The 22,302-nt window shown below is 51.4% G+C and carries 19 protein-coding genes and 1 riboswitch; of the genes, 8 read left to right on the top strand and 11 right to left on the bottom strand.

What is annotated here, in order from left to right; translation table 11 throughout:
* Positions 1 to 153: 153 nt before the first annotated feature.
* On the bottom strand, positions 154 to 2,331 hold the full coding sequence (locus PsAD46_RS02940) for a primosomal protein N' (protein ID WP_063306192.1): 2,178 nt from the start codon (positions 2,329 to 2,331) through the stop codon (positions 154 to 156).
* A gap of 237 nt (positions 2,332 to 2,568) precedes the next feature.
* On the opposite strand from PsAD46_RS02940, the gene fsa reads away from it, so the two are divergent.
* The gene (gene fsa / locus PsAD46_RS02935) at positions 2,569 to 3,222 is read left to right on the top strand and encodes a fructose-6-phosphate aldolase (RefSeq protein ID WP_063306097.1); all 654 of its coding nucleotides are present in this window, start codon (positions 2,569 to 2,571) and stop codon (positions 3,220 to 3,222) included.
* 60 nt (positions 3,223 to 3,282) lie between these two features.
* Here the strand turns inward: fsa and PsAD46_RS02930 are convergent, their stop codons facing one another.
* A complete protein-coding gene (locus PsAD46_RS02930) occupies positions 3,283 to 3,879 on the bottom strand; it encodes a transglutaminase domain-containing protein (RefSeq protein WP_063306096.1) in 597 nt (198 codons plus the stop codon).
* A 356-nt stretch (positions 3,880 to 4,235) separates the two neighbouring features.
* Here PsAD46_RS02930 and PsAD46_RS02925 point away from each other — a divergent pair, with 356 nt between their 5' ends.
* The 6 genes from PsAD46_RS02925 to PsAD46_RS02900 all read left to right on the top strand — a co-directional run bounded on the left by PsAD46_RS02925 (position 4,236) and on the right by PsAD46_RS02900 (position 9,370).
* Complete coding sequence (locus tag PsAD46_RS02925; RefSeq protein ID WP_063306095.1) at positions 4,236 to 4,970, top strand: endonuclease; 735 nt, start codon at positions 4,236 to 4,238, stop codon at positions 4,968 to 4,970.
* Positions 4,971 to 5,060: 90 nt separating this feature from the next.
* Positions 5,061 to 6,146 (top strand): phospholipase D-like domain-containing protein, encoded by a 1,086-nt coding sequence (locus PsAD46_RS02920; RefSeq protein ID WP_063306094.1) that lies wholly within the window; start codon positions 5,061 to 5,063, stop codon positions 6,144 to 6,146.
* Between the two features lie 81 nt (positions 6,147 to 6,227).
* Complete coding sequence (locus PsAD46_RS02915) at positions 6,228 to 7,187, top strand: tyrosine recombinase XerC (protein WP_057462974.1); 960 nt, start codon at positions 6,228 to 6,230, stop codon at positions 7,185 to 7,187.
* A 59-nt stretch (positions 7,188 to 7,246) separates the two neighbouring features.
* Positions 7,247 to 7,349, top strand: a riboswitch (TPP riboswitch).
* Positions 7,350 to 7,421: 72 nt separating this feature from the next.
* On the top strand, positions 7,422 to 8,234 hold the full coding sequence (thiM, locus tag PsAD46_RS02910; RefSeq protein WP_063306093.1) for a hydroxyethylthiazole kinase: 813 nt from the start codon (positions 7,422 to 7,424) through the stop codon (positions 8,232 to 8,234).
* Positions 8,218 to 8,859, top strand: a complete 642-nt coding sequence (gene thiE, locus PsAD46_RS02905; RefSeq protein ID WP_063306092.1) for a thiamine phosphate synthase — start codon at positions 8,218 to 8,220, stop codon at positions 8,857 to 8,859. The genes thiM and thiE overlap by 17 nt, the downstream gene beginning before the upstream one ends.
* A gap of 79 nt (positions 8,860 to 8,938) precedes the next feature.
* A complete protein-coding gene (locus PsAD46_RS02900) occupies positions 8,939 to 9,370 on the top strand; it encodes a hypothetical protein (protein WP_063306091.1) in 432 nt (143 codons plus the stop codon).
* A 56-nt stretch (positions 9,371 to 9,426) separates the two neighbouring features.
* On the opposite strand, the gene lpdA is transcribed toward PsAD46_RS02900, so the two are convergent.
* The 9 genes from lpdA to PsAD46_RS02850 form a co-directional block, all read right to left on the bottom strand.
* On the bottom strand, positions 9,427 to 10,830 hold the full coding sequence (gene lpdA / locus PsAD46_RS02895) for a dihydrolipoyl dehydrogenase (RefSeq protein ID WP_063294244.1): 1,404 nt from the start codon (positions 10,828 to 10,830) through the stop codon (positions 9,427 to 9,429).
* Between the two features lie 101 nt (positions 10,831 to 10,931).
* Positions 10,932 to 12,440, bottom strand: a complete 1,509-nt coding sequence (gene odhB / locus PsAD46_RS02890; RefSeq protein ID WP_063294245.1) for a 2-oxoglutarate dehydrogenase complex dihydrolipoyllysine-residue succinyltransferase — start codon at positions 12,438 to 12,440, stop codon at positions 10,932 to 10,934.
* Positions 12,441 to 12,506: 66 nt separating this feature from the next.
* The gene (locus PsAD46_RS02885) at positions 12,507 to 15,476 is read right to left on the bottom strand and encodes a 2-oxoglutarate dehydrogenase E1 component (RefSeq protein ID WP_057462980.1); all 2,970 of its coding nucleotides are present in this window, start codon (positions 15,474 to 15,476) and stop codon (positions 12,507 to 12,509) included.
* A gap of 183 nt (positions 15,477 to 15,659) precedes the next feature.
* Positions 15,660 to 16,583 (bottom strand): succinate--CoA ligase subunit alpha, encoded by a 924-nt coding sequence (sucD, locus tag PsAD46_RS02880; RefSeq protein WP_063294852.1) that lies wholly within the window; start codon positions 16,581 to 16,583, stop codon positions 15,660 to 15,662.
* Positions 16,583 to 17,782 carry an ADP-forming succinate--CoA ligase subunit beta gene (gene sucC, locus PsAD46_RS02875; RefSeq protein ID WP_063294851.1) on the bottom strand — a complete coding sequence of 400 codons (1,200 nt, stop codon included), beginning with the start codon at positions 17,780 to 17,782 and terminating at the stop codon, positions 16,583 to 16,585. Before sucC ends, sucD begins: the two co-directional genes overlap by 1 nt.
* 93 nt (positions 17,783 to 17,875) lie before the next feature.
* A complete protein-coding gene (mdh, locus tag PsAD46_RS02870; protein WP_057462983.1) occupies positions 17,876 to 18,838 on the bottom strand; it encodes a malate dehydrogenase in 963 nt (320 codons plus the stop codon).
* 188 nt (positions 18,839 to 19,026) lie between these two features.
* On the bottom strand, positions 19,027 to 20,184 hold the full coding sequence (gene zapE, locus PsAD46_RS02865) for a cell division protein ZapE (RefSeq protein ID WP_063306191.1): 1,158 nt from the start codon (positions 20,182 to 20,184) through the stop codon (positions 19,027 to 19,029).
* 234 nt (positions 20,185 to 20,418) lie between these two features.
* Positions 20,419 to 20,958 carry an AprI/Inh family metalloprotease inhibitor gene (locus tag PsAD46_RS02855; protein ID WP_057462985.1) on the bottom strand — a complete coding sequence of 180 codons (540 nt, stop codon included), beginning with the start codon at positions 20,956 to 20,958 and terminating at the stop codon, positions 20,419 to 20,421.
* A gap of 188 nt (positions 20,959 to 21,146) precedes the next feature.
* The gene (locus tag PsAD46_RS02850; protein ID WP_063294247.1) at positions 21,147 to 21,605 is read right to left on the bottom strand and encodes a hypothetical protein; all 459 of its coding nucleotides are present in this window, start codon (positions 21,603 to 21,605) and stop codon (positions 21,147 to 21,149) included.
* Between the two features lie 262 nt (positions 21,606 to 21,867).
* Here PsAD46_RS02850 and PsAD46_RS02845 point away from each other — a divergent pair, with 262 nt between their 5' ends.
* Entirely contained in the window at positions 21,868 to 22,245 is a 378-nt protein-coding gene (locus tag PsAD46_RS02845; RefSeq protein WP_063286410.1) for an MAPEG family protein, read from the top strand.
* Positions 22,246 to 22,302: the final 57 nt, after the last annotated feature.

Genomic DNA, 22,302 nt, shown 5'->3' with positions numbered 1-22,302 from the left:
CTTGATAAGTCGCGTCTAATTCAATTTGAATGGCACAATCTGAGATAACCGTGCCGATAAAGCCGCGCTTCGCATAGCACACGCTTGAACACCTTGCAACATGGCGTAGGTATTCCAACGCATACATTGAGGTATCAAACTTTCTGCGCAGCACTACATGAAACTTTGGGGGTCAACATCAACCTGCACTCTGATACCGCCAGTTGGCTTGGGAGCGGCAGACAACCAGTTTCTCAGAAAGCCTTGTAAATCAACACTCCGGGGTGCGATTGCGAGCAAACGGAACCGATATCTGCCCCTCACCAGCGCCATTGCAGCCTCTGCCGGACCGAGGATTTGAACGCCTTCCGAACTAGGACTATTTACTGCAAGAGTTTTGGAAAATTTTTCGGTGAGAGTTCTATCCGCTCCAGAGATAATCAAAGCTGCGAGTCTCCCGAATGGAGGCAGGCCGGCGTTTTCTCGCGACTCGATTTCCGCAGCGTAAAATTCCTCGGGATTTCCGGAGAGAAGCGCCTTTATAACGGGCTGGTCAGGGTTGTAAGTTTGCAGCAATCCCCTGCCTTTTCCGTGTATTCGGCCAGCACGTCCCGTCACCTGAGCCAGAAGCTGGAAAGTGCGCTCTGCTGCCCTTGGATCGCCATTTGCGAGGCCCAAATCAGCATCAACCACCCCTACAAGGGTCATTAATGGAAAGTTATGCCCTTTGGCGACCAATTGCGTGCCGATGACAATGTCAACTTCGCCCGTTTCAACGAGCTTCATTTCGCGATTTATGCGCTCTGTTCCGCCCGGTAAATCCGAGGAGAGAACAAGGACGCGTGCCTCGGGAAATAACGCTGAGACATCTTCAGCAATTCGTTCCACGCCAGGACCACACGCAACCAGCGTATCGGGCTTGCTGCATTCGGGGCATTTATCCGGCATAGGCTGTGAATAGCCGCAGTGGTGGCACACTAATTTGCCCTTAAAGCGGTGCTCCACAAGCCAAGCTGAGCAGTTTTCACAATGGAACCGATGGCCGCAGGTTCTGCACAGGGTCAGTGGGGCATAACCCCTACGGTTCAAAAAGAGCAGAACCTGATTACCGTTGGTCAGTGTTTCCTGAATCTCATTGACCAGTGCAGGTGCCAGCCATTTGCCTCGTTCAGGCCCATCACAGCGCATATCAATGCCTTTGATTGTCGGCATTTCCGCACCGGAAGCACGCACTGGAAGCACGATTTTCGTGTATCGGCCCAGCTTTGCATTTACCTGACTTTCCACAGATGGTGTTGCACTGGCGAGCACGACAGGGAAACCAGAGATATGCCCCCGAACAACGGCCATATCCCTAGCGTTGTAGGGAACGCGATCATCTTGCTTGTAGGCCGTATCATGCTCTTCATCCACGACCAGCAAACCTAGCCTGTGAAAAGGAAGGAAAAGTGCTGACCGCGCACCTACAACGACCTTCACTTCGCCATTTGCGACTCCCCGCCACGTTCTTGCGCGTCGTTTTGGAGGTACTTGCGAGTGCCATTCGGCTGGTCTGACCCCAAATCGCTGCTCAAACCGCTCCAAAAACTGGTTGGTGAGCGCAATTTCGGGGATGAGAACCAGAGCCTGCTCGTTATTTCTGAGAGCTTCGGCGACGGCTTCGAAATAAACTTCGGTCTTTCCTGACCCTGTCACCCCATCGATAAGGAAGGCTTTGAAGCCTTTTCCGATGGACTCACACAACTGATTCGCGGCGCCTTCCTGAAGATCTGTCAGCTTTCTGCCCGGAAGAGATGGATCAGGATCAGGCAGTGGCGGGGTTGCTGGCAGCATTGCTTCTTCCAGCACGCCTTGCTTTTTAAGGCCGTCGATGACCGAGGAGCTGACACCAGCGGCTCCCGCCAAGCCGGGGCGTGTCCATGCCATGCCATTTTCGACGAGTTCCATGACTTTTGAGCGTGCAGGTGTCATGCGGTCAGGCTGCATGCCATCAATGTAGCGCACACCAGAGAGCAGCGTTTCTGGTTCCAAAGCCTCTTCAGAACGCAGCACCATGCGCAAAACCATGCCGGGAGCGCCCAGCGTCCATGCGGCAACCCAGTCTATGTATTTCCTAAGATCTTCAGCGATTGGGGGCGTATCGTAGACATGCAGGATGCTTTTCAGCCTTTTGGGATTAACCTTTGTGTCCGGTTCTCCATCCCAAACAGCACCGATCACCTCACGCGGGCCAAGAGGCACACGCACGATGGAACCGGGGCGTACGTCCATGTCAGCGGGTACTTTATAGGAATAAGCACCTGCGACAGCGACAGGAACCAGCACAGGTACAATAACCTCTGGTTCACACATCTGGCCGTTGCCAAAAAACTCAGTTTGCTGACTCACGAAACTCCATTCCTTGTTGAGCACTTGCTGGTTTTGCCGCGCATTCTTATCCTAAAACCGAAATCCAGTTTTCGGGAATACGCTTTAGCGGGTTTTACTCTTGTTGTTTCTATACACTCTGGGCTAAACACATACCGGAATTCCCCCCTAGGCCTCCGGTACCCTACGAGAGGCTACTAAGAAATCAGGAGCCTTTCCGGCATGAAATTCTTCGTTGATACTGCTGACACCAACGACATTAAAGAGCTGGCTGCAACCGGTCTTCTCGATGGTGTTACCACTAACCCATCTCTTATCATGAAATCTGGCCGTCCAATGAAAGAAGTCATCGCAGAGATCTGCGAGCTTGTGGATGGTCCTGTTTCTGCTGAAGTTGTCGCAACCGACGCTGCAGGCATGCTGAAAGAAGCTGAAGAGCTGATCGCAATTGCAGATAACATCTGCATCAAGCTGCCTTTGACATTGGAAGGCCTGAAGGCTTGCCGCGTTCTGGCGAACAAAGGCGTGCAGACCAACGTGACCCTTTGCTTTTCTGCAAACCAGGCTCTTCTGGCAGCAAAAGCTGGCGCGACCTTCATCTCTCCATTCATTGGCCGTCTGGACGACATCAACATTGAAGGCCTGGACCTGATTGCTGAAATCCGTCAGATCTATGATAACTACGGCTTCACCACCGAAATTCTTGCAGCTTCTATCCGTAGCGCAAACCACGTAAAAGACTGCGCTCTTATCGGCGCTGATGTTGCAACTATCCCACCTTCAACACTGAAGGGCCTCGTGAAGCACCCACTGACCGACAAAGGTCTGGAAGCATTCATGAAGGACTGGGCAGCAACCGGTCAGAGCATCGTTTAAGCTCTTTGTTTTTTCGCATATCGCGATGATATTAAGCGCGGGCCTTTGGGTCCGCGTTTTTTATGGGCTCGACTTTGCGTTCTCTGAAATCCACTCAGTCACAAGCTGGAAATATTTCCCGCGCAATTCTTGCTGGTCTTGTGAGAGGCTCGCAACAAGGCGGGTCTTCAAATCAATTATGTTTTCTGTAACGGGATATTCTTGCTCTGCGACTGCAGCAAGCTTGGTATGGGTAGAGCCATCCCAATCATGATTCACTCTAAAGCCGAAGTTCATGAGTGCATCGTGCCAAGTCGCATCTAAATTCAACCATGTTTCCCGTTCGAAAACTCGCAGGTAATGATGAAAATCCGGGACCCGTTCATACGTCGCAATTGCTTTAAGCTCTTCCGGGAAGCTGTCATCTATAGGCGTGCTTTCATTAAAGTATGTAAACATCGTCACGATCTCCGCCCGATATCCAGCCTCACGGAGCAGGTCTCTCAACAAAATGTGCTTCCCCGAGCAGGAACCTAAATTGCTTGTATAGACAATCCTCGGGTCACGGTTCCCAGTCGATCCATATGGGATGTTACGCACATGGTGATAAATCTGCGGAAGCGTCAACAAGCTGTTCTTTGAAATCACACTCTGCAAAAATTCATTGTATTTCGTCACTTAGCTCTCACTGCTCCCTATTCAAAATGAGAAGCAGGTAGTATTTCCCGAAAGTGCCCTCAAACAAAGCCTCTTAGCGCTTTTTTTGTTTGCCTGTGTTTTCCCCTCCCCTCATCACTCTTGGCAAGGTTCACACCCATTCATTCGGTCAAAGTGGAACGGCACAAACCAGTATCCACCGCGTCAAACAGTGTTGGCAGGGGTTTCTTAACTCTCCCTCGCCAGTTTCTGATGGTGATCTTGAATATGTCGCGTGCATTTCATTCACGCCCCTCATTCAAGATCTTTATTAATGCGTATCCTCACCTGAAAACCGGAGACCACTTTTCAGGGATACGCTTGCGAAAGACTTCTTCATGCGTAACCTCATCGTATTCTCTGCTGCCCTTTTGGCTTGCATCTGGACAACTGCAGCCTTTTCTGCACCGCCAACCAGCTTCTCTCAGGCCAAGCGTCTGTTGGAGAAGCATATTTATCCATCAGAAGAGTATCGTGAGACCTTCTATTGTGGTTGCACCTACAATGGAGAAAAGCAGGTGGATGCAAACAGCTGCGGGTATACCCCGCGCAAAAACGCCAAGCGCGGCAAGCGGATTGAGTGGGAGCACATTGTTCCAGCTTCGCGTTTTGGCAAAACACGCGCCTGTTGGAGTGAAGGTGACCCCGCCTGCACCACCAAGAAGGGCAAATCCTATAAGGGCCGCCGGTGCTGCTCTAAAGTTGATGTGGATTTCAAGCGCATGGAAGCTGATCTCCATAACCTCGTTCCAGCCGTTGGTGAGTTAAACGGGGACCGCTCCAATTATCGCATGGCCGTTATCACCGGAGAAGACCGGACTTATGGCGCTTGTGATTTTGAGATTGACAGCAGCCGGAAAGTTGCCGAGCCGATGGCTGAGACCCGTGGTGATATTGCGCGGATCTATCTGTACATGCAGACCACCTATGGCATGCCTTTGACAGAGACTGAGGTCGAGATGTTCAACCAGTGGATGGCAGAGGATCCGGTCTCTGAAGACGAGCAGCTGCGTGATGCTCGCATCCTGGAAATTCAGGGCAACACCAATCCACTCATCTCAGTTGGTTTCTAACCAGGTCCTCTTTTCGCTTCCTACCGTCATAATTGTGTACCGACACATCATCTACCCTAGGGTAAGGTGTTATGACGGTGGGAGGGTACAATGGCAGTTGAAACTGAGAATCTGAAATTCCTTGTTGGTCCGAAGACAGTCCTCGATCATTTACCGGATAATCCGCTGGATGATCTTGAGGGCGAGATTATCGGGTTTATTGATGCTGCAGAGCACTCGCTCGACATAGCAATTCAAGAAATAGACAATAAACGCATAACCAACGCACTTATCAACGCAAAGCGACGCGGGGTGCGGGTGCGAGTGGTATCCGAGGCGGATTACCTGAGCGTAGATGAGCCAGCAGACGACCCGCACTCAAGCGACCCTCGTGTTGAGAACGAGGTGAACCGCCAGCTTCATGCGGCGTTGCTGCGCTCTAAGGTATGGGTTCGGACTGACTTTAACCCACGGATATTCCATCAGAAATTTATCATTCGCGATGGCAATTCTGTTCTGACCGGCTCCACAAACTTCACCGAGACCGGCACACACCGCAACCTGAACCATCTTCTCATCATCAAGAATGAGAAAGTTGCCGATATCTTTGAACGGGAATTCAGGGAGATTAAACGGGGGCGATTTGGCCGATACAGCGTTGATGAGAACGAGGCCGAGAACACACCGAAAGAAGTGATTGTTGACGACATCCGCGTGAAAGTTTGCTTTGCACCAGACCACGCACCAGAGATGGAAGTCACCAAACAGATGACAAAAGCTAAGGAACGAGTGGATTTTGCTATCTTCACCTTCTCCAAAAGCTCCGGCATTGATGATGCCATGTTGCTGCTGATGGAGGCAGGGCGAAAGGTGCGTGGTGCGCTTGATGCCCGGCAAGGCGGACAGGACTGGGCAGCCACTCAGCCTTTAGCGGAAGCTGGTGCTGATTTGCATTTCGTTCGCGGTTCAAGCCGAATTGGTAAGCTTCATCATAAGCTTATGGTAATTGATGATAGCATTATGATTGTCGGCAGCTTCAATTACACAGGCCCGGCGAACCGGTTTAATGACGAGAACATCGTCGTTTTGGGGGATTCTGTGGTGCCAACCGAGAACCAGAAACGGTTTGCGATGGCCGCTCGGCAGGAAATTGACCGGATCATCAGTGATCACGGGCAGCCAATCGTCATCAACTAAATTTGCTCAAGCATTTCGTAAAGGCGTGTATGTTTATCTTTTGGTAACCATTCAGCCAGATTTGGCGCTTACAGTTTGCGAATGGCAAATTCCCTTGATAGCGGCGAAGACTTACTCATCATCTGCAAACCAGATGTTACCGCAGCGATTGAAGACTGGATTGATCATCTGGGCTCTGAACGGCGACTGGCTGAACGGACACTGGAAGCGTATGAGCGCGACACCCGTCAGTTCCTGCGCTTCATGACCAGTTATGAAGGCGAACCGGTTGCCCTGCGGCATCTGGAGTCTTTGAAACCAAAGGACTTTCGAGCATTTCTGGCAACCCGCCGAAGGGATGGCGCACAAACGCGAACACTGGCCCGTGGCCTTGCTGGCATCCGCTCTTTCCTCTCGTTTCTGGAGGAGCGCGGTGAGGTGAATGCGGCTGGAGCTGCGGCGGTCCGTACGCCGAGACTTCCCCGCAGCCTGCCTAAGCCTATCCCCGTTGAGGAAGCCAAAGCAATTGTCAGCAGCGATCTCGCTTTTGAGGACACTCCCTGGGTTGAAGCCCGCAACGCAGCGGTGTTCACACTGCTCTATGGTTGCGGTCTCCGTATTTCTGAAGCGCTGTCTCTGACATCGGCCTCCGCGCCGAAGGAGGGGGATAAGTCGCTGAAGATTCGCGGTAAAGGCAACAAAGAACGGCTTGTTCCGGTTCTGCCAGTGGTAATTGAAGCTATTGAAGCCTACAAAAAGCAGTGCCCTTATGATCTGTCGGGCAGCTCACCGCTGTTTCGCGGCGTTCGTGGTGGCCCGCTGAATGCGCGCATGATCCAGCTGGCCATGCAAAAGATCCGCAGTGCTCTTGGTCTACCAGACACCGCAACTCCTCACGCTTTACGCCATTCGTTTGCAACTCATTTGCTCTCTGAAGGCGGGGATTTGAGGAGCATTCAGGAGCTACTGGGGCACGCAAGCCTTTCTACCACACAGATTTATACGGAAGTGAACAGTGCACAGCTGTTGGACGCTTATGACAAGGCACACCCGCGTCGTTGATAGGTTGTCCCCCTCCCTCACATCACCTTGATCTCCCTTAGCAGATCCCCTAGGTTCGTCGATGTGAAACGGGGTGCCCGACACTTGTGTTGTGGCTGAGATCATACTCGAAGAACCTGCTCTGGATAATTCCAGCGAAGGGAGCACTCACGCCGTGTTGGGGGATAGATTGTCTGGCAGTTTGCCAAGTCCCTGATACCAGCTCTCTTTCGCACAACAAGACCGAGGATAAAAATGGGTCGTGTCGAAAGCGCTTGCGCAACTCTTTCTGCAATTCGTGACAACAGTCCGCTCGTCCATAACATGACGAACATCGTGGTGGCGAACACCACAGCCAACGCCCTGCTGGCCATTGGCGCCTCCCCTGCCATGGTGGATGGCCCAGAAGAAGCCCCTGAACTTGCAAGTGTTACAGGTGCATTAGTGGTCAACGTTGGCACGGTTACCCCTGCTCAGGCAGAGGCGATGAAGCTGGCAACTGCTGCTGCCCACAAAGCTGGTCGCCCTTGGGTGCTGGACCCGGTGGCTGTTGGAGCGCTGACCTTCCGCACCAAGCTTGCTGGTGAATTGCTGGAGAATAAGCCGAGCGTCATTCGTGGCAATGCCTCTGAAATCATGGCACTTGCTGGTCAGGGTGCTGGTGGAAAAGGCGTTGATAGCACGGATAGCTCTCAGGCTGCACTGGCAGGAGCGAAAGAACTGGCGAAGCAGACGGGCGCTGTTGTTGTGGTCTCTGGTCCGGTTGATTTCATCACTGATGGTGTGCGCACTGCTGAAGTCGCCAACGGGGATAAGATGATGCCTTATGTGACCGGCCTTGGTTGCACGGCAACAGCTTTGACTGGCGCAACACTGGCTGTTTGCGATGACCCGTTTGATGCTGCTGTTGATGCAATGGTCTTTCTCGGGGTTGTTGGTGAGATTGCTGCAAAAAATTCAGCAGGACCAGCAAGCTTGCAGCTGGATATCATTAACGGCCTCTATCAGCTGAACAGCGATATCCTCAACACAACAGCACGGGTTGAAATGCATGAAACCGTTGCTTGATCTTTCCGTTTATCTGGTGCTGGGGCCGCAAGACTGCCCTGGTCAGGATCCCGTCGACATTGCAGTTGCAGCTGCACAAAACGGCGCAACTTTGATCCAGCTTAGAGACAAGACCGGCAGCACACGCGAGCAAATTGAGTTGGCAGGGCGGTTGATGCAAGCGGTGAAACCGCTGAATGTGCCGCTAATCATCAATGATCGTGTAGATGTTGCCTTAGCCGTTGATGCGGACGGTGTTCATGTTGGGCAGGATGATATGGTTGCCACGAAAGCCCGGGAGTTGATCGGCTCAGATAAGCTGCTGGGTCTTTCGGTCAGCACTCAGGATGAGCTGGATGCTGCGGACATTTCAGCCTGTGATTACCTTGGTATAGGCGCATGCTTCCCGACGAACAGTAAGGATGATGCGGCTGATATGGGTATGCAGAGCTTTGCCGGTTTAACGGTTCAATCTCAGTTGCCTGTGGTCGGAATTGGCGGAATTTCGCTTGCGAATGCTGATCAGGTGATCAAAGCTGGAGCTGATGGGATTGCAGTTATTTCAGCAATCTGTGGGGCATCCAGTCCATCCGCAGCTACACGCAAGCTTCAGGATATCGTCAAAAGCGTAAAAGACCTAGGGTGATAGGATAAAACACGCATTTACTCCTCGCAGAGCCCATCTACATTGATATATGAGAGGACTAGGCGGGGAGCTTTTAGTCATGAAACTTAGACAAACACCATTTTTGTGCATGTTTTTCTGCACGTTTGCCTTTCTTGTTTCTGCTGCTCAAGCTCAAACAGCCTGTGAAGTCCGCAAATCAGAAATGGCGGAGCTGGGGGATTGGGAAAATCCCAAAGCACGTTTGAAAGAGCTCTCTCAGATTGAAGTTGAAGGCCAATGCCTTGACGGACAGCTGGTTGTGCGTGCTCGTGCCTTCACCAGCTGCTCCCCTCGCGATTGCAAATGGGGTTGGGCTGCAGGTCAGCTTAGTTTTTCTGGCGTTCTAACGTTCCGGTTTGGTGGTTTCTTCAAAGCACAGCATATTGAGCTGCGGCCAATGGGAGAGCGTATTCAGGCATATGTCCGCACCGAAAACCATGATCCGACAATTCCGAACAAGACCCGCAGTTACATTCTGGTCCGCCAGTAGCAAAAAAGCCACCTCAGTTTCCTGAAGCGGCTTTTTCTAAATCCAGAAATTCCAGATTACATATGAATTGGCTTGGCGAATGTTGCCATAGCGGCTTCTTTCACTGCTTCGGACATGGTTGGGTGCGCATGGCAAGTGCGACCCAGATCCTCAGAGGAACCGCCAAATTCCATCAGAACACATGCTTCGTGGATCATTTCGCCGGCACCGAAGCCAACGATATGAACACCGAGCACACGATCTGTTTCAGCGTCAGCCAGCACTTTCACGAATCCGTCGGTGTGCAGCATTGCTTTTGCACGACCGTTTGCGGAAAACGGGAACTTGCCGGACTTGAATTTGATGCCCGCAGCTTTCAGTTCTTCTTCAGTTTTACCAACGCTGGCCACTTCAGGAGAGGTGTAAACAACGCCAGGAATGACGTCATAGTTTACGTGACCTGCCTGACCTGAGAGCATTTCTGCAACTGCAACGCCTTCGTCTTCCGCTTTGTGCGCAAGCATTGGGCCTGCAATCACATCACCGATAGCAAAGATACCGTCAACGTTGGTTTTGTAGTGGTTGTCTGTCTTCACGCGGCCACGCTCGTCCAGCTCAACACCTGCTTCTGCCAGACCAAGACCTTCCGTATATGGACGGCGACCGATTGCGACGAGAACCACGTCTGCATCCAGAGTTGCGGCGGCGGCTTCACCAGCTGCTGGCTCAACGGTCACTTCCAGAGCACGGCCTTTTTTCTGAACCGCAGTTACCTTGGAGGACAGCTTGAACTTGAGGCCTTGCTTTTTCAGCATGCGCAGGAACTGCTTGGAAACGTCAGCATCCATTGGGCCAAGTATCTTGTCCATGAACTCAACAACGGTCACTTCAGCACCAAGACGGGCGTAGACAGAACCAAGCTCAAGACCAATAACGCCAGCGCCGACAACGGTCATACGGTTAGGCACTTTATCCAGAGACAGGGCGCCAGTTGAAGAGACGACGGTTTTCTCATCGATCTCGATACCTGGCAGAGGCATTACGTCAGAACCTGTTGCGATAACAATGTTCTTGGTTTCCACGATGGAAGTTGAGCCGTCTTCAGCTTTTACTTCTACGCGACCAGCACCCAGCACGCGGCCAGTACCAAAGTGAACGTCGATCTTGTTCTTTTTGAAGAGGTAATCGATACCGGTCACATTGCCGTCGATCACTTTATCTTTGTGCGCCAGCATTGCCTTCCAGTCCACTTTTGGCTTGGAAGTTTTGATGCCAAGGGCTTCAAAGCTGTGGTTTGCTTCCTCGAACATTTCAGAGGCATGCAGCAGAGCTTTGGATGGAATACAACCGATGTTCAGGCAGGTACCACCATGGGTCTTACGCTTCTCAACCACAGCAACTTTCATGCCGAGCTGAGCTGCCTTGATTGCACAAACATAACCGCCTGGGCCGGTACCGATGACGACGAGATCGTAGGACATTTGCAAATCCCTGTAAGTAGGCGGGAGAAGGCTGCAACGAAGAGAAGTGCGCCAATTTCCCTTAAAACAAATGTGCCCGGCCAGTGCCGGGCACGTTTACATCAGAGGTCCAGAATCAGACGCTGTGGATCTTCAAGGCTCTCTTTAACGCGAACCAGGAAGGTCACTGCCTCTTTGCCGTCAACGATACGGTGATCGTAGGACAGAGCCAGATACATCATCGGACGGATTTCTACCTGACCGTTGATCGCAACCGGGCGCTCCTGAATTTTGTGCATGCCGAGGATACCGGACTGCGGTGCATTCAGGATTGGAGAGGACATCAGGGAGCCGTAGACGCCACCATTGGAAACGGTGAAGGTACCACCCTGCATGTCTGCCATGGAGAGCTTGCCATCACGGCCTTTACGACCGAGGTTGCCGATTTCTTTTTCGATTTCAGCAATAGACATCTGGTCTGCATCACGAACAACAGGAACCACAAGACCCTTCGGAGTGCCAACAGCAACACCGATATGCGCGTAGTTTTTGTAGATGATGTCAGTGCCATCGATCTCAGCGTTTACAGCCGGGATTTCTTTAAGAGCATGGGTAATTGCTTTGGTGAAGAAACCCATGAAGCCAAGTTTTACGCCGTGCTTCTTCTCAAAGATATCCTTGTACTGCTTGCGGAGGTCCATGATCGGCTTCATGTCCACTTCGTTGTAAGTGGTCAGCATAGCCGCAGTGTTCTGAGCATCTTTCAAGCGGCGCGCAATCGTCTGACGCAGCTTGGTCATGCGAACACGCTCTTCACGCACTTCGTCAGTCGGAGCCGAAACGGCGCGCACTGCAACAGGAGCCGGAGCGGCTGCCGGAGCAGCAGAAACGCCAGCAGCAACAGCTGCGAGAACATCACCTTTAAGAACCTGACCACGTTTGCCGGAGCCCGCAACCTGATCAGCAGAGAGGCCTTTTTCAGAGATCATCTTTGCTGCAGAAGGTGCTGCTGGCATGCTTGTGCCAGAAACAGTTGGCGCAGGAGCGGCAGCTGCCGGAGCAGCAGCAGCAACAGCTGTGCCGTCGCCTTTTGCGATTTTGCAGAGCAGGTTACCCGGCTCAACAGTTGCGCCAGTTGCCTGAGCGATTTCAACCACAGTACCAGCAACTGGGCTAGGTACTTCCTGAGCAGCTTTGTCTGTTTCCAGCTCAACGAGGATATCGTCAGCCTTTACAACGTCACCAACTTTAACTGACCATTCGCCAACTTCAGCTTCGGTAACGCTTTCACCAGCGTGTGGTACCAGAACTTCAACTGTTTCAGCAGCTGCAGCAGGCGCAGCTTTAGCAGCCGGTGCAGCTTCGGCAGCAGGAGCGGACACAGCACCAGCTGCGCCCTCTGCGATGGAACCAAGAAGGGCGCCAACTTCAACAGTATCGCCTTCTTTCACATCAATGCTGTCCAGTTTACCGGCTACAGGCGCAGGTACTTCAACAGTTACCTTGTCTGTTTCCAGCTCAACCAGTGGCTCATCTGCATTCACCGCATCGCCCGGTTTTTTGAACCATTGAGCGATTGTTGCCTCGGTTACGGATTCACCCAGAGTGGGTACTCGAATTTCCGTCGCCATTGTCTCTATCTCTTTTCGTTTCAGGGCCCCTGAAAGGCCTGTCGGACTTACCTGATTACGAGGTACTTACTCGGCGAATGCATCGTCGAGGAAAGCTTGTAGCTGAGCCAAGTGCTTTGACATCAAGCCGGTTGCTGTTGCAGCAGCTGGTGGCCGGCCAACGTAACGCGGGCGATGCACTTTTGCATTCACATGCTCCAGAACCCATTCAATGTACTGTTGAATGAAGAACCATGAGCCCATGTTCTTCGGCTCTTCCTGACACCAGACTACGTCTGCATTCTTGAAGCGGCCCATCTCTACGCACAAGGACTTGGTCGGGAACGGGTAGAGCTGCTCAACGCGGAGGATGTAAACATCGTTGATGTTACGTTTCTCACGCTCTTCGAGCAGGTCATAGTAGACCTTGCCTGTACACAGGATCACGCGACGGATGTCTTCATCCTTCTTCAACTCAACAGTTGAACCTGGGTTCGTTTGAGCATCATCGTGAAGGAGACGGTGGAAGCTTTCGTCTGCGCCGAAGTCTTCCAGTTTGGAAACTGCACGCTTGTGGCGGAGCAGAGACTTTGGCGTCATCAGAACGAGTGGCTTACGAATGTCACGCTTCAACTGACGGCGAAGGATGTGGAAGTAGTTAGCCGGTGTCGAACAGTTGGCTACCTGCATGTTGTCTTCCGCGCACATCTGCAAGAAACGCTCAAGGCGTGCTGAGGAGTGCTCAGGACCCTGACCTTCGTAGCCATGCGGCAGCAAGCAGACCAGACCGGACATACGCAGCCATTTACGCTCACCAGAGGAGATGAACTGGTCGAACAGTACCTGCGCACCGTTTGCAAAGTCACCGAACTGTGCTTCCCACATGGTCAGCGCATTTGGTTCTGTCAGCGAGTAACCGTATTCAAAGCCCAACACTGCTTCTTCAGAAAGCATTGAGTTGATGACTTCATAACGGCCCTGCTTTTCACCAACATGGTTCAGCGGGATGTAACGGCCTTCGTCTTCCTGATCATACAGAACGGAGTGACGTTGAGAGAAGGTGCCGCGTTCACAATCCTGACCGGACAAGCGAACGGAATGGCCTTCTTTCAGCAATGCACCGAATGCCATTGCTTCGCCCATTGCCCAATCGATACCCTCACCGGTCTCAATCATTTTGGCACGGTTGTTCATGAAGCGGCGGATCGTGCGGTGTGCATTGAAATCATCAGGCACATTGGTCAGCTTGCCGCCGAGTTCTTTGAGTTCATCCATTGGAAGACCAGTCGAACCACGACGCGGCTCGTCAACTTCCTTCGCAACCTTCATCTTAGACCAACGGCCATCAAGCCAGTCGGCTTTGTTTGGCTTGTAGGTTTGGCCTGTTTCGAATTCACGATCCAGATGCGAACGCCAGTCAGCTTTTGCTTTATTAACGTCCTCAGCAGACATCAGACCTTCTTTGACCAGCTTGTCAGCATAGATCTGAAGGGTTGTTTCATGCTTGCGGATCTTGCGGTACATGATTGGCTGCGTAAACGCAGGCTCGTCACCTTCGTTATGGCCAAAGCGGCGATAACAGATGATGTCAATCACAACCGGACGTCCGAACTTCTGACGATATTCAGTTGCAATCTTTGCAGCAAAAGTAACAGCTTCCGGATCATCACCATTTGCATGGAAGATCGGCGCTTCAATCACTTTCGCGGCGTCAGAAGGATAAGGTGAAGACCGTGAGAAACGTGGGTTGGTTGTAAAGCCGATCTGGTTGTTGATGATCACATGGATCGAACCACCAGTGCGGTGACCACGAAGTGCGGACAGACCGAAACATTCAGCAACAACACCCTGACCAGCAAACGCAGCATCGCCATGCAGAAGCAATGGGAGGACGTTACTGCGATCAATTTCCGATGTCTCTTTCCAATCAGAAAGCTGGTCCTGCTTGGCGCGGACCTTACCCAGAACAACCGGGTTTACGATCTCAAGGTGAGACGGGTTCGCTGTCAAAGACAGGTGAACGTTGTTGTTGTCGAAAGAGCGGTCAGAAGAAGCACCGAGGTGGTACTTCACATCACCAGAGCCTTCCACATCATCAGGAGCATATGAACCGCCCTTGAATTCATGGAAGATCGCGCGATGTGGCTTGCCCATCACCTGAGACAGAACGTTCAGACGGCCACGGTGTGCCATGCCCAGAACGATGTCTTTAACACCAAGAGCACCACCGCGTTTGATGATCTGCTCAAGCGCCGGGATCAGTGCTTCACCACCGTCCAGACCGAAACGCTTTGTACCGGTGTATTTTACATCAAGGAACTTCTCGAAGCCTTCGGCCTCAACAAGTTTATTGAGGATCGCTTTCTTACCTTCCGGTGTGAAGGCAACATGCTTGTCCGGACCTTCAATGCGCTCCTGGATCCATGCTTTTGCAGCAGGATCAGAGATGTGCATGAACTCAACACCAAGGGTGGAGCAATAGGTCCGTTTCAGAATTTCCAGCATCTCACGGATGGTGGCGAATTCCATGCCCAGAACGTTGTCCAGGAAGATCTTCCGATCCCAGTCTGCTTCAGAGAAGCCATAGGTCGCGGGATGCAACTCTTCATGGTCACCAGGAACAGCAAGGCGGAGCGGGTCAAGATCAGCATGCAAGTGGCCGCGCATACGGTAAGCACGGATCATCATGATCGCACGAACACTATCGCGAGTTGCCTGCAGCACCTGATCTTCAGTTAGCTCAACACCATTCTTCTTGGCCGTGGACTTGATCTTTTTGCTGACTTCTTTTTCAGCGGGCCAGTCGCCATCAAGAGCTGAAACCAGTTCACCATTTGCTGGAACTGGCCAATCAGAACGCTGCCAGGTTGCTCCGCGAGCTTCCTTGATTACGTCTTCTGGATTGTCCTGAAGCGAAGAAAAGAATTCTTTCCACTCGGGGTCGAGTGAATTCGGGTTTTCCTGATATTGAGCATAAAGCTCTTCAATATAAGGAGCGTTGGCGCCGTAAAGAAACGACGTCAGCGCGAATACGTTGTTCGCGTCCTGCCGAGCCATCGTTTTTAAGCGGACTGTTGATCCGCCCTACTTTCTTTGGGCGGGTGTCACACACCACATACCCTTGGGTCCCGCGACTGACAGCAAGCCTGGGGACTTACTGCCTTCTCAAGACTGTCGATGAAAGTGATTCACCGACAGTCGATTTAGTATGCCTCCTAAATGGTATAGGAGGTGTAATTTTTAAGCACCCTGCTTCAACTCTTCGAGAAGAGCAACAAGGGTCTTGCCAAGCTTAGCTGGGGATGGAGATACACGGATGCCCGCGTCTTCCATTGCAGCAATCTTGTCGTCCGCTCCGCCTTTACCGCCAGAGATCACAGCACCTGCGTGACCCATGGTACGGCCTGGAGGCGCTGTACGACCAGCAATGAAGCCAACCATTGGCTTAGAACGGCCTTTTGCAGCCTGTTCTTTGAGCCATTCAGCTGCTTCTTCTTCTGCAGAACCACCGATCTCACCGATCATGATGATGGATTCTGTTTCTGGATCATCCAGGAACAGGTCCAGCATATCGATGAACTCAGTGCCTTTTACAGGGTCACCACCAATACCGACTGCAGTGGACTGGCCGAGGCCTTCCTGCGAAGTCTGGAAGACTGCTTCATAAGTAAGTGTACCTGAACGGGAAACAATACCTACAGAGCCCTTCTGGAAGATGGAGCCTGGCATAATGCCAATCTTGCACTGTTCAGGTGTCAGAACACCTGGACAGTTTGGACCGAGAAGACGGCTGTCGGATGCGTCGAGGCGAGCTTTAACCTTCACCATGTCTGCAACCGGGATACCCTCAGTGATACAAACGATCAAAGGAATGCCAGCGTCGATAGCTTCGATGATTGCTGCGCCTGCACCTGCTGGTGGGACGTAAACAACAGAAGCGTTTGCACCGGTTGCTTCTTTAGCTTCTTTAACGGAAGCAAAGATTGGCAGTTCAGCAGCGGATTCAAGTCCGGAAGACCAGGTTTCTCCGCCTTTTTTAGGGTGTACGCCAGCAACCATTTGGGTGCCGAAGTAAGCCAGTGCCTGCTCAGTGTGGAATGTACCGGTTTTACCAGTCAGACCCTGAACGATGACTTTGGTGTCTTTGTCGACGAGGATAGACATTATGCGACCTCCTTCACAGCAGCCACGATTTTCTGAGCTGCATCGTCGAGATCGTCAGCAGGAATAACATTCATGCCGCTTTCGCTAATGATCTTTTTACCAAGCTCAACGTTGGTGCCTTCGAGACGCACAACGAGTGGAACCTGAAGACCAACTTCTTTAACAGCAGCCAGAACGCCTTCTGCGATCACATCACAACGCATGATGCCACCGAAGATGTTAACCAGAATGCCCTGTACGTTTGGATCGGACGTGATGATCTTGAACGCAGAGGTTACTTTCTCTTTGGTCGCACCGCCACCAACGTCGAGGAAGTTTGCAGGTTCAGCACCATACAGCTTGATGATGTCCATGGTCGCCATTGCCAGACCAGCACCGTTCACCATGCAGCCGATGTTACCGTCGAGAGCAACGTAAGCGAGGTCGTGCTTGGAAGCTTCGATCTCTTTTTCGTCTTCTTCGGTCTTATCGCGCAGGGCAACAATGTCTTCGTGGCGGAACAGTGCGTTGCCGTCAAAGGACACTTTCGCATCCAGAACGCGCAGACGACCATTTTCCATAACGATCAGTGGGTTGATTTCGAGAAGCGCCATATCCTTTTCTACAAATGCTTTGTAGAGGATTGGGAACAGCTTCATGCCATCCGCGCGTGCTTCACCTTCAAGCTTGAGGGTGTCACAAAGAGCGGATGCTTTGTCTTCGGTCACGCCCTGAAGCGGATCGATTGGCAGAGTGAGGATAAGTTCTGGCGTGTTGTGCGCAACTTCCTCGATATCCATGCCGCCTTCGGTGGATGCTACGAAAGCAACCTGACCACACGTGCGGTCGACGAGCAGAGAGAGGTACAGTTCGCGGTCAATGTCTGCGCCGTCTTCAATGTAGAGACGGTTTACGACTTTACCAGCATCACCGGTCTGTGCAGTCACCAGAGTGTTGCCGAGCATGTCAGCAGCGTGGGACTTTACTTCATCCAAGTTGAATGCAAGACGAACGCCGCCTTTTGCTTCTGGGCCAAGTTCTTTGAACTTACCCTTACCGCGACCACCTGCGTGGATTTGGGACTTCACAACCCACAACGGGCCTGGAAGGCTTTTTGCAGCGGCTTCAGCTTCATCAGCGGAGAAAATTGCAACACCTTCAGCAACAGGTGCGCCGTATTCCTTCAGGACCTGTTTGGCCTGGTATTCATGTATGTTCATCTGCCCTTCCCATTCTAAGGGGCCCTGCCGAAGCAGGGAGCTAGACTGGCAACGCCTAGTGCTGCCAGTCTTTCAGATCATAGCTTGCGTGGCTTATGCCAGAGCAGGCTGGATTTTCTTACAAGCGTCAACAAGGCCGTTTACAGAAGAAACAGATTTGTCGAACATCGCTTTTTCATCGCTATTGAGATCAATTTCAATGATACGTTCGATGCCGTTTTCGCCAATAACAGTTGGCACGCCAAGGTACATGTCTTTCTGACCATACTGGCCATCAAGGTATGCAGCACATGGAAGAACGCGCTTTTTGTCTTTGAGGTAGCTTTCTGCCATTGCGATAGCAGATGCAGCTGGTGCGTAGAATGCGGAACCTGTTTTCAGAAGACCAACGATCTCTGCGCCACCATCACGGGTGCGCTGAACGATTTCTTCGAGACGCTCAGCAGTGAGCCAGCCCATTTTCACCAGATCGGTGAGTGGAACGCCAGCAACAGTGGAGTAGCGTGTCAGTGGAACCATTGTATCGCCGTGACCGCCAAGAACGAATGCGGTTACGTCTTCTACGGATACTTTGAATTCTTCTGCAAGGAAGTAACGGAAGCGAGCGCTATCCAATACGCCAGCCATGCCAACAACTTTGTTTGCTGGAAGACCGGAGAATTTCTGCAGAGCCCAAACCATCGCGTCGAGTGGGTTGGTGATGCAGATTACGAAAGCGTCTGGAGCGTACTTCTTAATACCAGCACCAACCTGCTCCATAACCTTCAGGTTAATTTCAAGCAGATCATCACGGCTCATGCCAGGTTTACGAGGAACACCTGCAGTCACGATGACGACATCAGAACCAGCGATGCCTTCATAGGTGTTTGTGCCAGACAGACCAGAGTCAAAGCCGTCAACTGGAGAAGATTCTGCCAAGTCCAAAGCTTTGCCCTGAGGCATACCTTCAGCGATGTCGAACAGAACGATATCACCCAGTTCTTTCAGACCAGCGAGGTGTGCAAGTGTGCCACCAATCTGACCGGATCCAATCAAAGCAATCTTGTTGCGCGCCATGAGGAGCTCCCCTTTACGTAACATAGAACCATGATATATGGTGCCTATTTGTCGCAGTGGGTAGCGGTTTTGACGGATGTGCGCAACCCAAATGAAACACACATCCGCGTTATTTTCCGTAAAATGACGTTTTTTTAGCAGTTTGGATAAGCTCTCAATACGTCATTTCTGAATAAAATTAAATTTTTTCAGTTTTCGGTATTATGCTCACGCATCAAGTACTCTTCCGAACGCATTTCGATCAGGCGCGAAGCTGTTCGATCAAACTCAAATGCTTCGGTTCCAGATGAGGCAACATAGAGGTCCTGCGGCTCTGCGCTTGCCTGAATCACGAGATGAACGTGATTGTCGTAGAGCGTATCAATCAGGTTGATGAATCGCTTTGCTTCATTCCTACGCGCCTTGTCCAGTACGGGCACACCTTCGAGGAAAACTGTGTTGAAAGCATGTGCAATACGCAGGTAATCAGAGGGCCCCAGCGGGGTGCAGCACAATTCCTGAAATGTGAACCAGGCAATCGCACTACAAGTGCGGCTTACTGGTATTTTCCGGCCTTTGTTTTCTAACTCAACAAGATGACATTGAAGGCCGTAGGTCATGCTGGCCCAAAGTTTCTCCATCTTCTGGAGGCTCTCAGGACCAAGCGGCTCGAGGTAGGTATCTGAGCCGGAGAGCTTCTCAAGGCGGTAATCGGTCGGCGCATCCAAGTGAATGACACTCATTCGCTCATTCAAAGAACGGATGAATGGAAGAATGTGATTTCTATTCAGTCCGTCTTTATAGAGCTCATCCGGCACCACGTTTGAGGTACACACGACGACAACGCCAGCCTCGAACAATTTACCGAAAAGCCGTCCAAGCAACATTGCATCAGCGATGTCAGTTACAGTGAACTCATCAAAGCACAGGAGCCGCGTTGTGCTGATGATCTCTTCAGCAACTGGAATGATCGGATCGCGGTCTTTGATCGTCCCAGCACTGATCTTCTTGCGGACCATAAATATGCGATCGTGGATCTCCTCCATAAACTCATGGAAGTGGGAACGATGCTTTTTAGGTTCAGGACTTAGATCGTAGAACAGATCCATGAGCATGGTTTTGCCACGTCCGACAGAACCCCAAACATATAGGCCTTTGATGTAGTCAGGCTCTTCTTTGCCTTTTCCAAACAGGCGACCTAACAGCCCTTTTTTCTCTTCCGGCTTTCGCTGCGCCATTTCTGCAGTTAAAGCATCCAGAGACTTTGCCACCTGAATTTGCGCCGGATCGGCCTCCAGGTCGCCCCGTGCGACCATCGCTTCGTAGTGGGCAAGGACGGTTGTTAGGTTAGACGTATTCTCAAGCACGGAGCTCACATTCCTTAAGCTGTATTTCAGAGGGCAAATCACGCCGATCCGATGGGCTATATTTTCCCATGGCATAAAGGAGAGCGCCACCCAGACGCAAGTACAATAGGGTTTATTCGTAAAACCAACGTCTCACATCTGATCAAAATCTGCGGCGCACATAAGCAAACACAAAAAACGCTGCACCTGATACCGGCGCAACGCTTTGAAACTTATAAGATCATCAGATGATGATTAGCGGGCGAAGTTGATCGGAGCGCCGTTCGCTGTCTGACCAGAGAAGTTAGTTCCGGCACCAGAGAGGGTTGCAACGTTTCCGCCGCCAGCGTCTTTCAAGACAACCTGACTGCCATTCAGATTCCATGCAGAGATCTGAGAGAGCGTCGCATCGCTACAACCGCGTGTATTCGCGCGGTAGCCGCCGCTCCACTTGGTCAGCGTCATGAAGAGCTTACAGTTGTCGCCACCTGAAGAGACGCTCCATCCGCCAAGCAAATCAGTGCGGCCTACAGAGCCACCTGTTGCATTTACGTTTGGAGCAGGAGGTGCAGAAACAACCTGCGAGTTAGCGTTCGCGTCCTGACCATCAACCAAGATCTGGCCTTCAGAACCTGGCTGACCAGGAGTGATCGGCGACAGTGTCTGACCTTCGATTGGTGAGATCGGAGACGCAGGCAACGGAGAGACATAGCTACGGGTATACGTCGTCCGCTGGCACGCTATTGTGGAAAGTGCAATTACAGAAACAAATGCAATCGTCAAACTACGATTCATAGTGGTGTCATCCCAGCCTTGTGAATTAAGGCGTATTAACCATAAAGACCTTAAGAAACTGCCCCTAAAACAAGGCAGGTGAAAGGTTTACCACTCAAAAAAATGTGAGTTTCCCACTGAAACCCCTATTTCCTAAGGGAAACATGGGAAAATCTGACAACTCTCATAAAGCATTGGGCCAGCCAACCTTAACAAGCAGCACGCCAATTTAGAGAATCACTAGAAAAAACCTTAGAGGAGGTTGCAAGATCTATAGATTCTTTAATTTTGCGGAATGCATCTGTTGCCTCTTTTATGTTCCGAGGAACATCTTCATCTAGGCAGATATCCCAGTTCAACTTTACCGGATGACCGGGCCACATCGGTTGCTTGTCAAGAAGCACACTTGTCTGAAGTCTTATTATGTAGTCAGGTTGAGGTGCATGGGGCAGCGAAAAAATCGTCCAGGGCTTCGGATGCAATCCTCCTTCATCCATACCGCTGGCGAAAAGAACTTTCTTGGTGAGCGAAACCATTTCCTCTCGTGGCAAGGGGCCACCAGAGAAGGCACGCAACTCTCCCATGGAGGTATGGTTTAAGTAGGCTTCTGCAGCCAGACTCAGAAATGAATTATCTACGCAAACAAACAGTACATTTGCCTTAGTCATAGGCACGTCTCCACTGGAGCGCCGGACAATGTCCAATCATTCGGTGTCACTCGGTTCCAGCACTTCATAGTGCCCTTTTTCTTCGGATCGATGACAACCAGACGATGCGCTTAAAATAATTGCGATTAGAATTGGAATGAGCGAAGCCAAAGTGCGGAAATATTCGCAATGGAGGCTTCAAACCTAAGTGAACTCAGTTCACTTTGCTTCTTTATGCCTGTATAAAGGCTCCGATTTTTCTGAGTTTATTTGGAGCTGCACAATGTCTTTCCCTTTATGGACCATACTGATTGCCGGTCTGATGCCATGGCTTTCTGTTCTTCCTGCCAAATTTTCCCGCAAGTTCGACAACTCAAACCCAAGAGACCCAGAATATTGGAAAGAAGGATTTCGCTTGCGCGCGCGCTCCGCAGAGATCAACGGCCTCGAAGCTTTCCCTCTTTATGCAGTATCTGTGCTCGTTGCCCTCGCCTATGGCGGTGACCCAGACTGGATTGAAAGACTGTGCGGTTTGTTCATCGCAATGCGCGTGCTGTTCGTCGCATGCTATTGGCTTAACCGCGCCACCCTGCGTTCTCTTGTCTGGTTCGTTGGTTTGATTTGCGCTGTTGCGCTGTTCACGTCTCCGGCGTGGTCATAACAGCAAGCGCTGGGGGTCATAATCCCCGCGATTTCAAGGTATTGTGAGAAAGGTAAA

Origin of the sequence: Pseudovibrio sp. Ad46 (assembly GCF_001623065.1) — a bacterium.
Taxonomy (GTDB): Bacteria; Pseudomonadota; Alphaproteobacteria; order Rhizobiales; family Stappiaceae; genus Pseudovibrio.
This window is presented reverse-complemented; position numbering and strand designations above follow the sequence as displayed.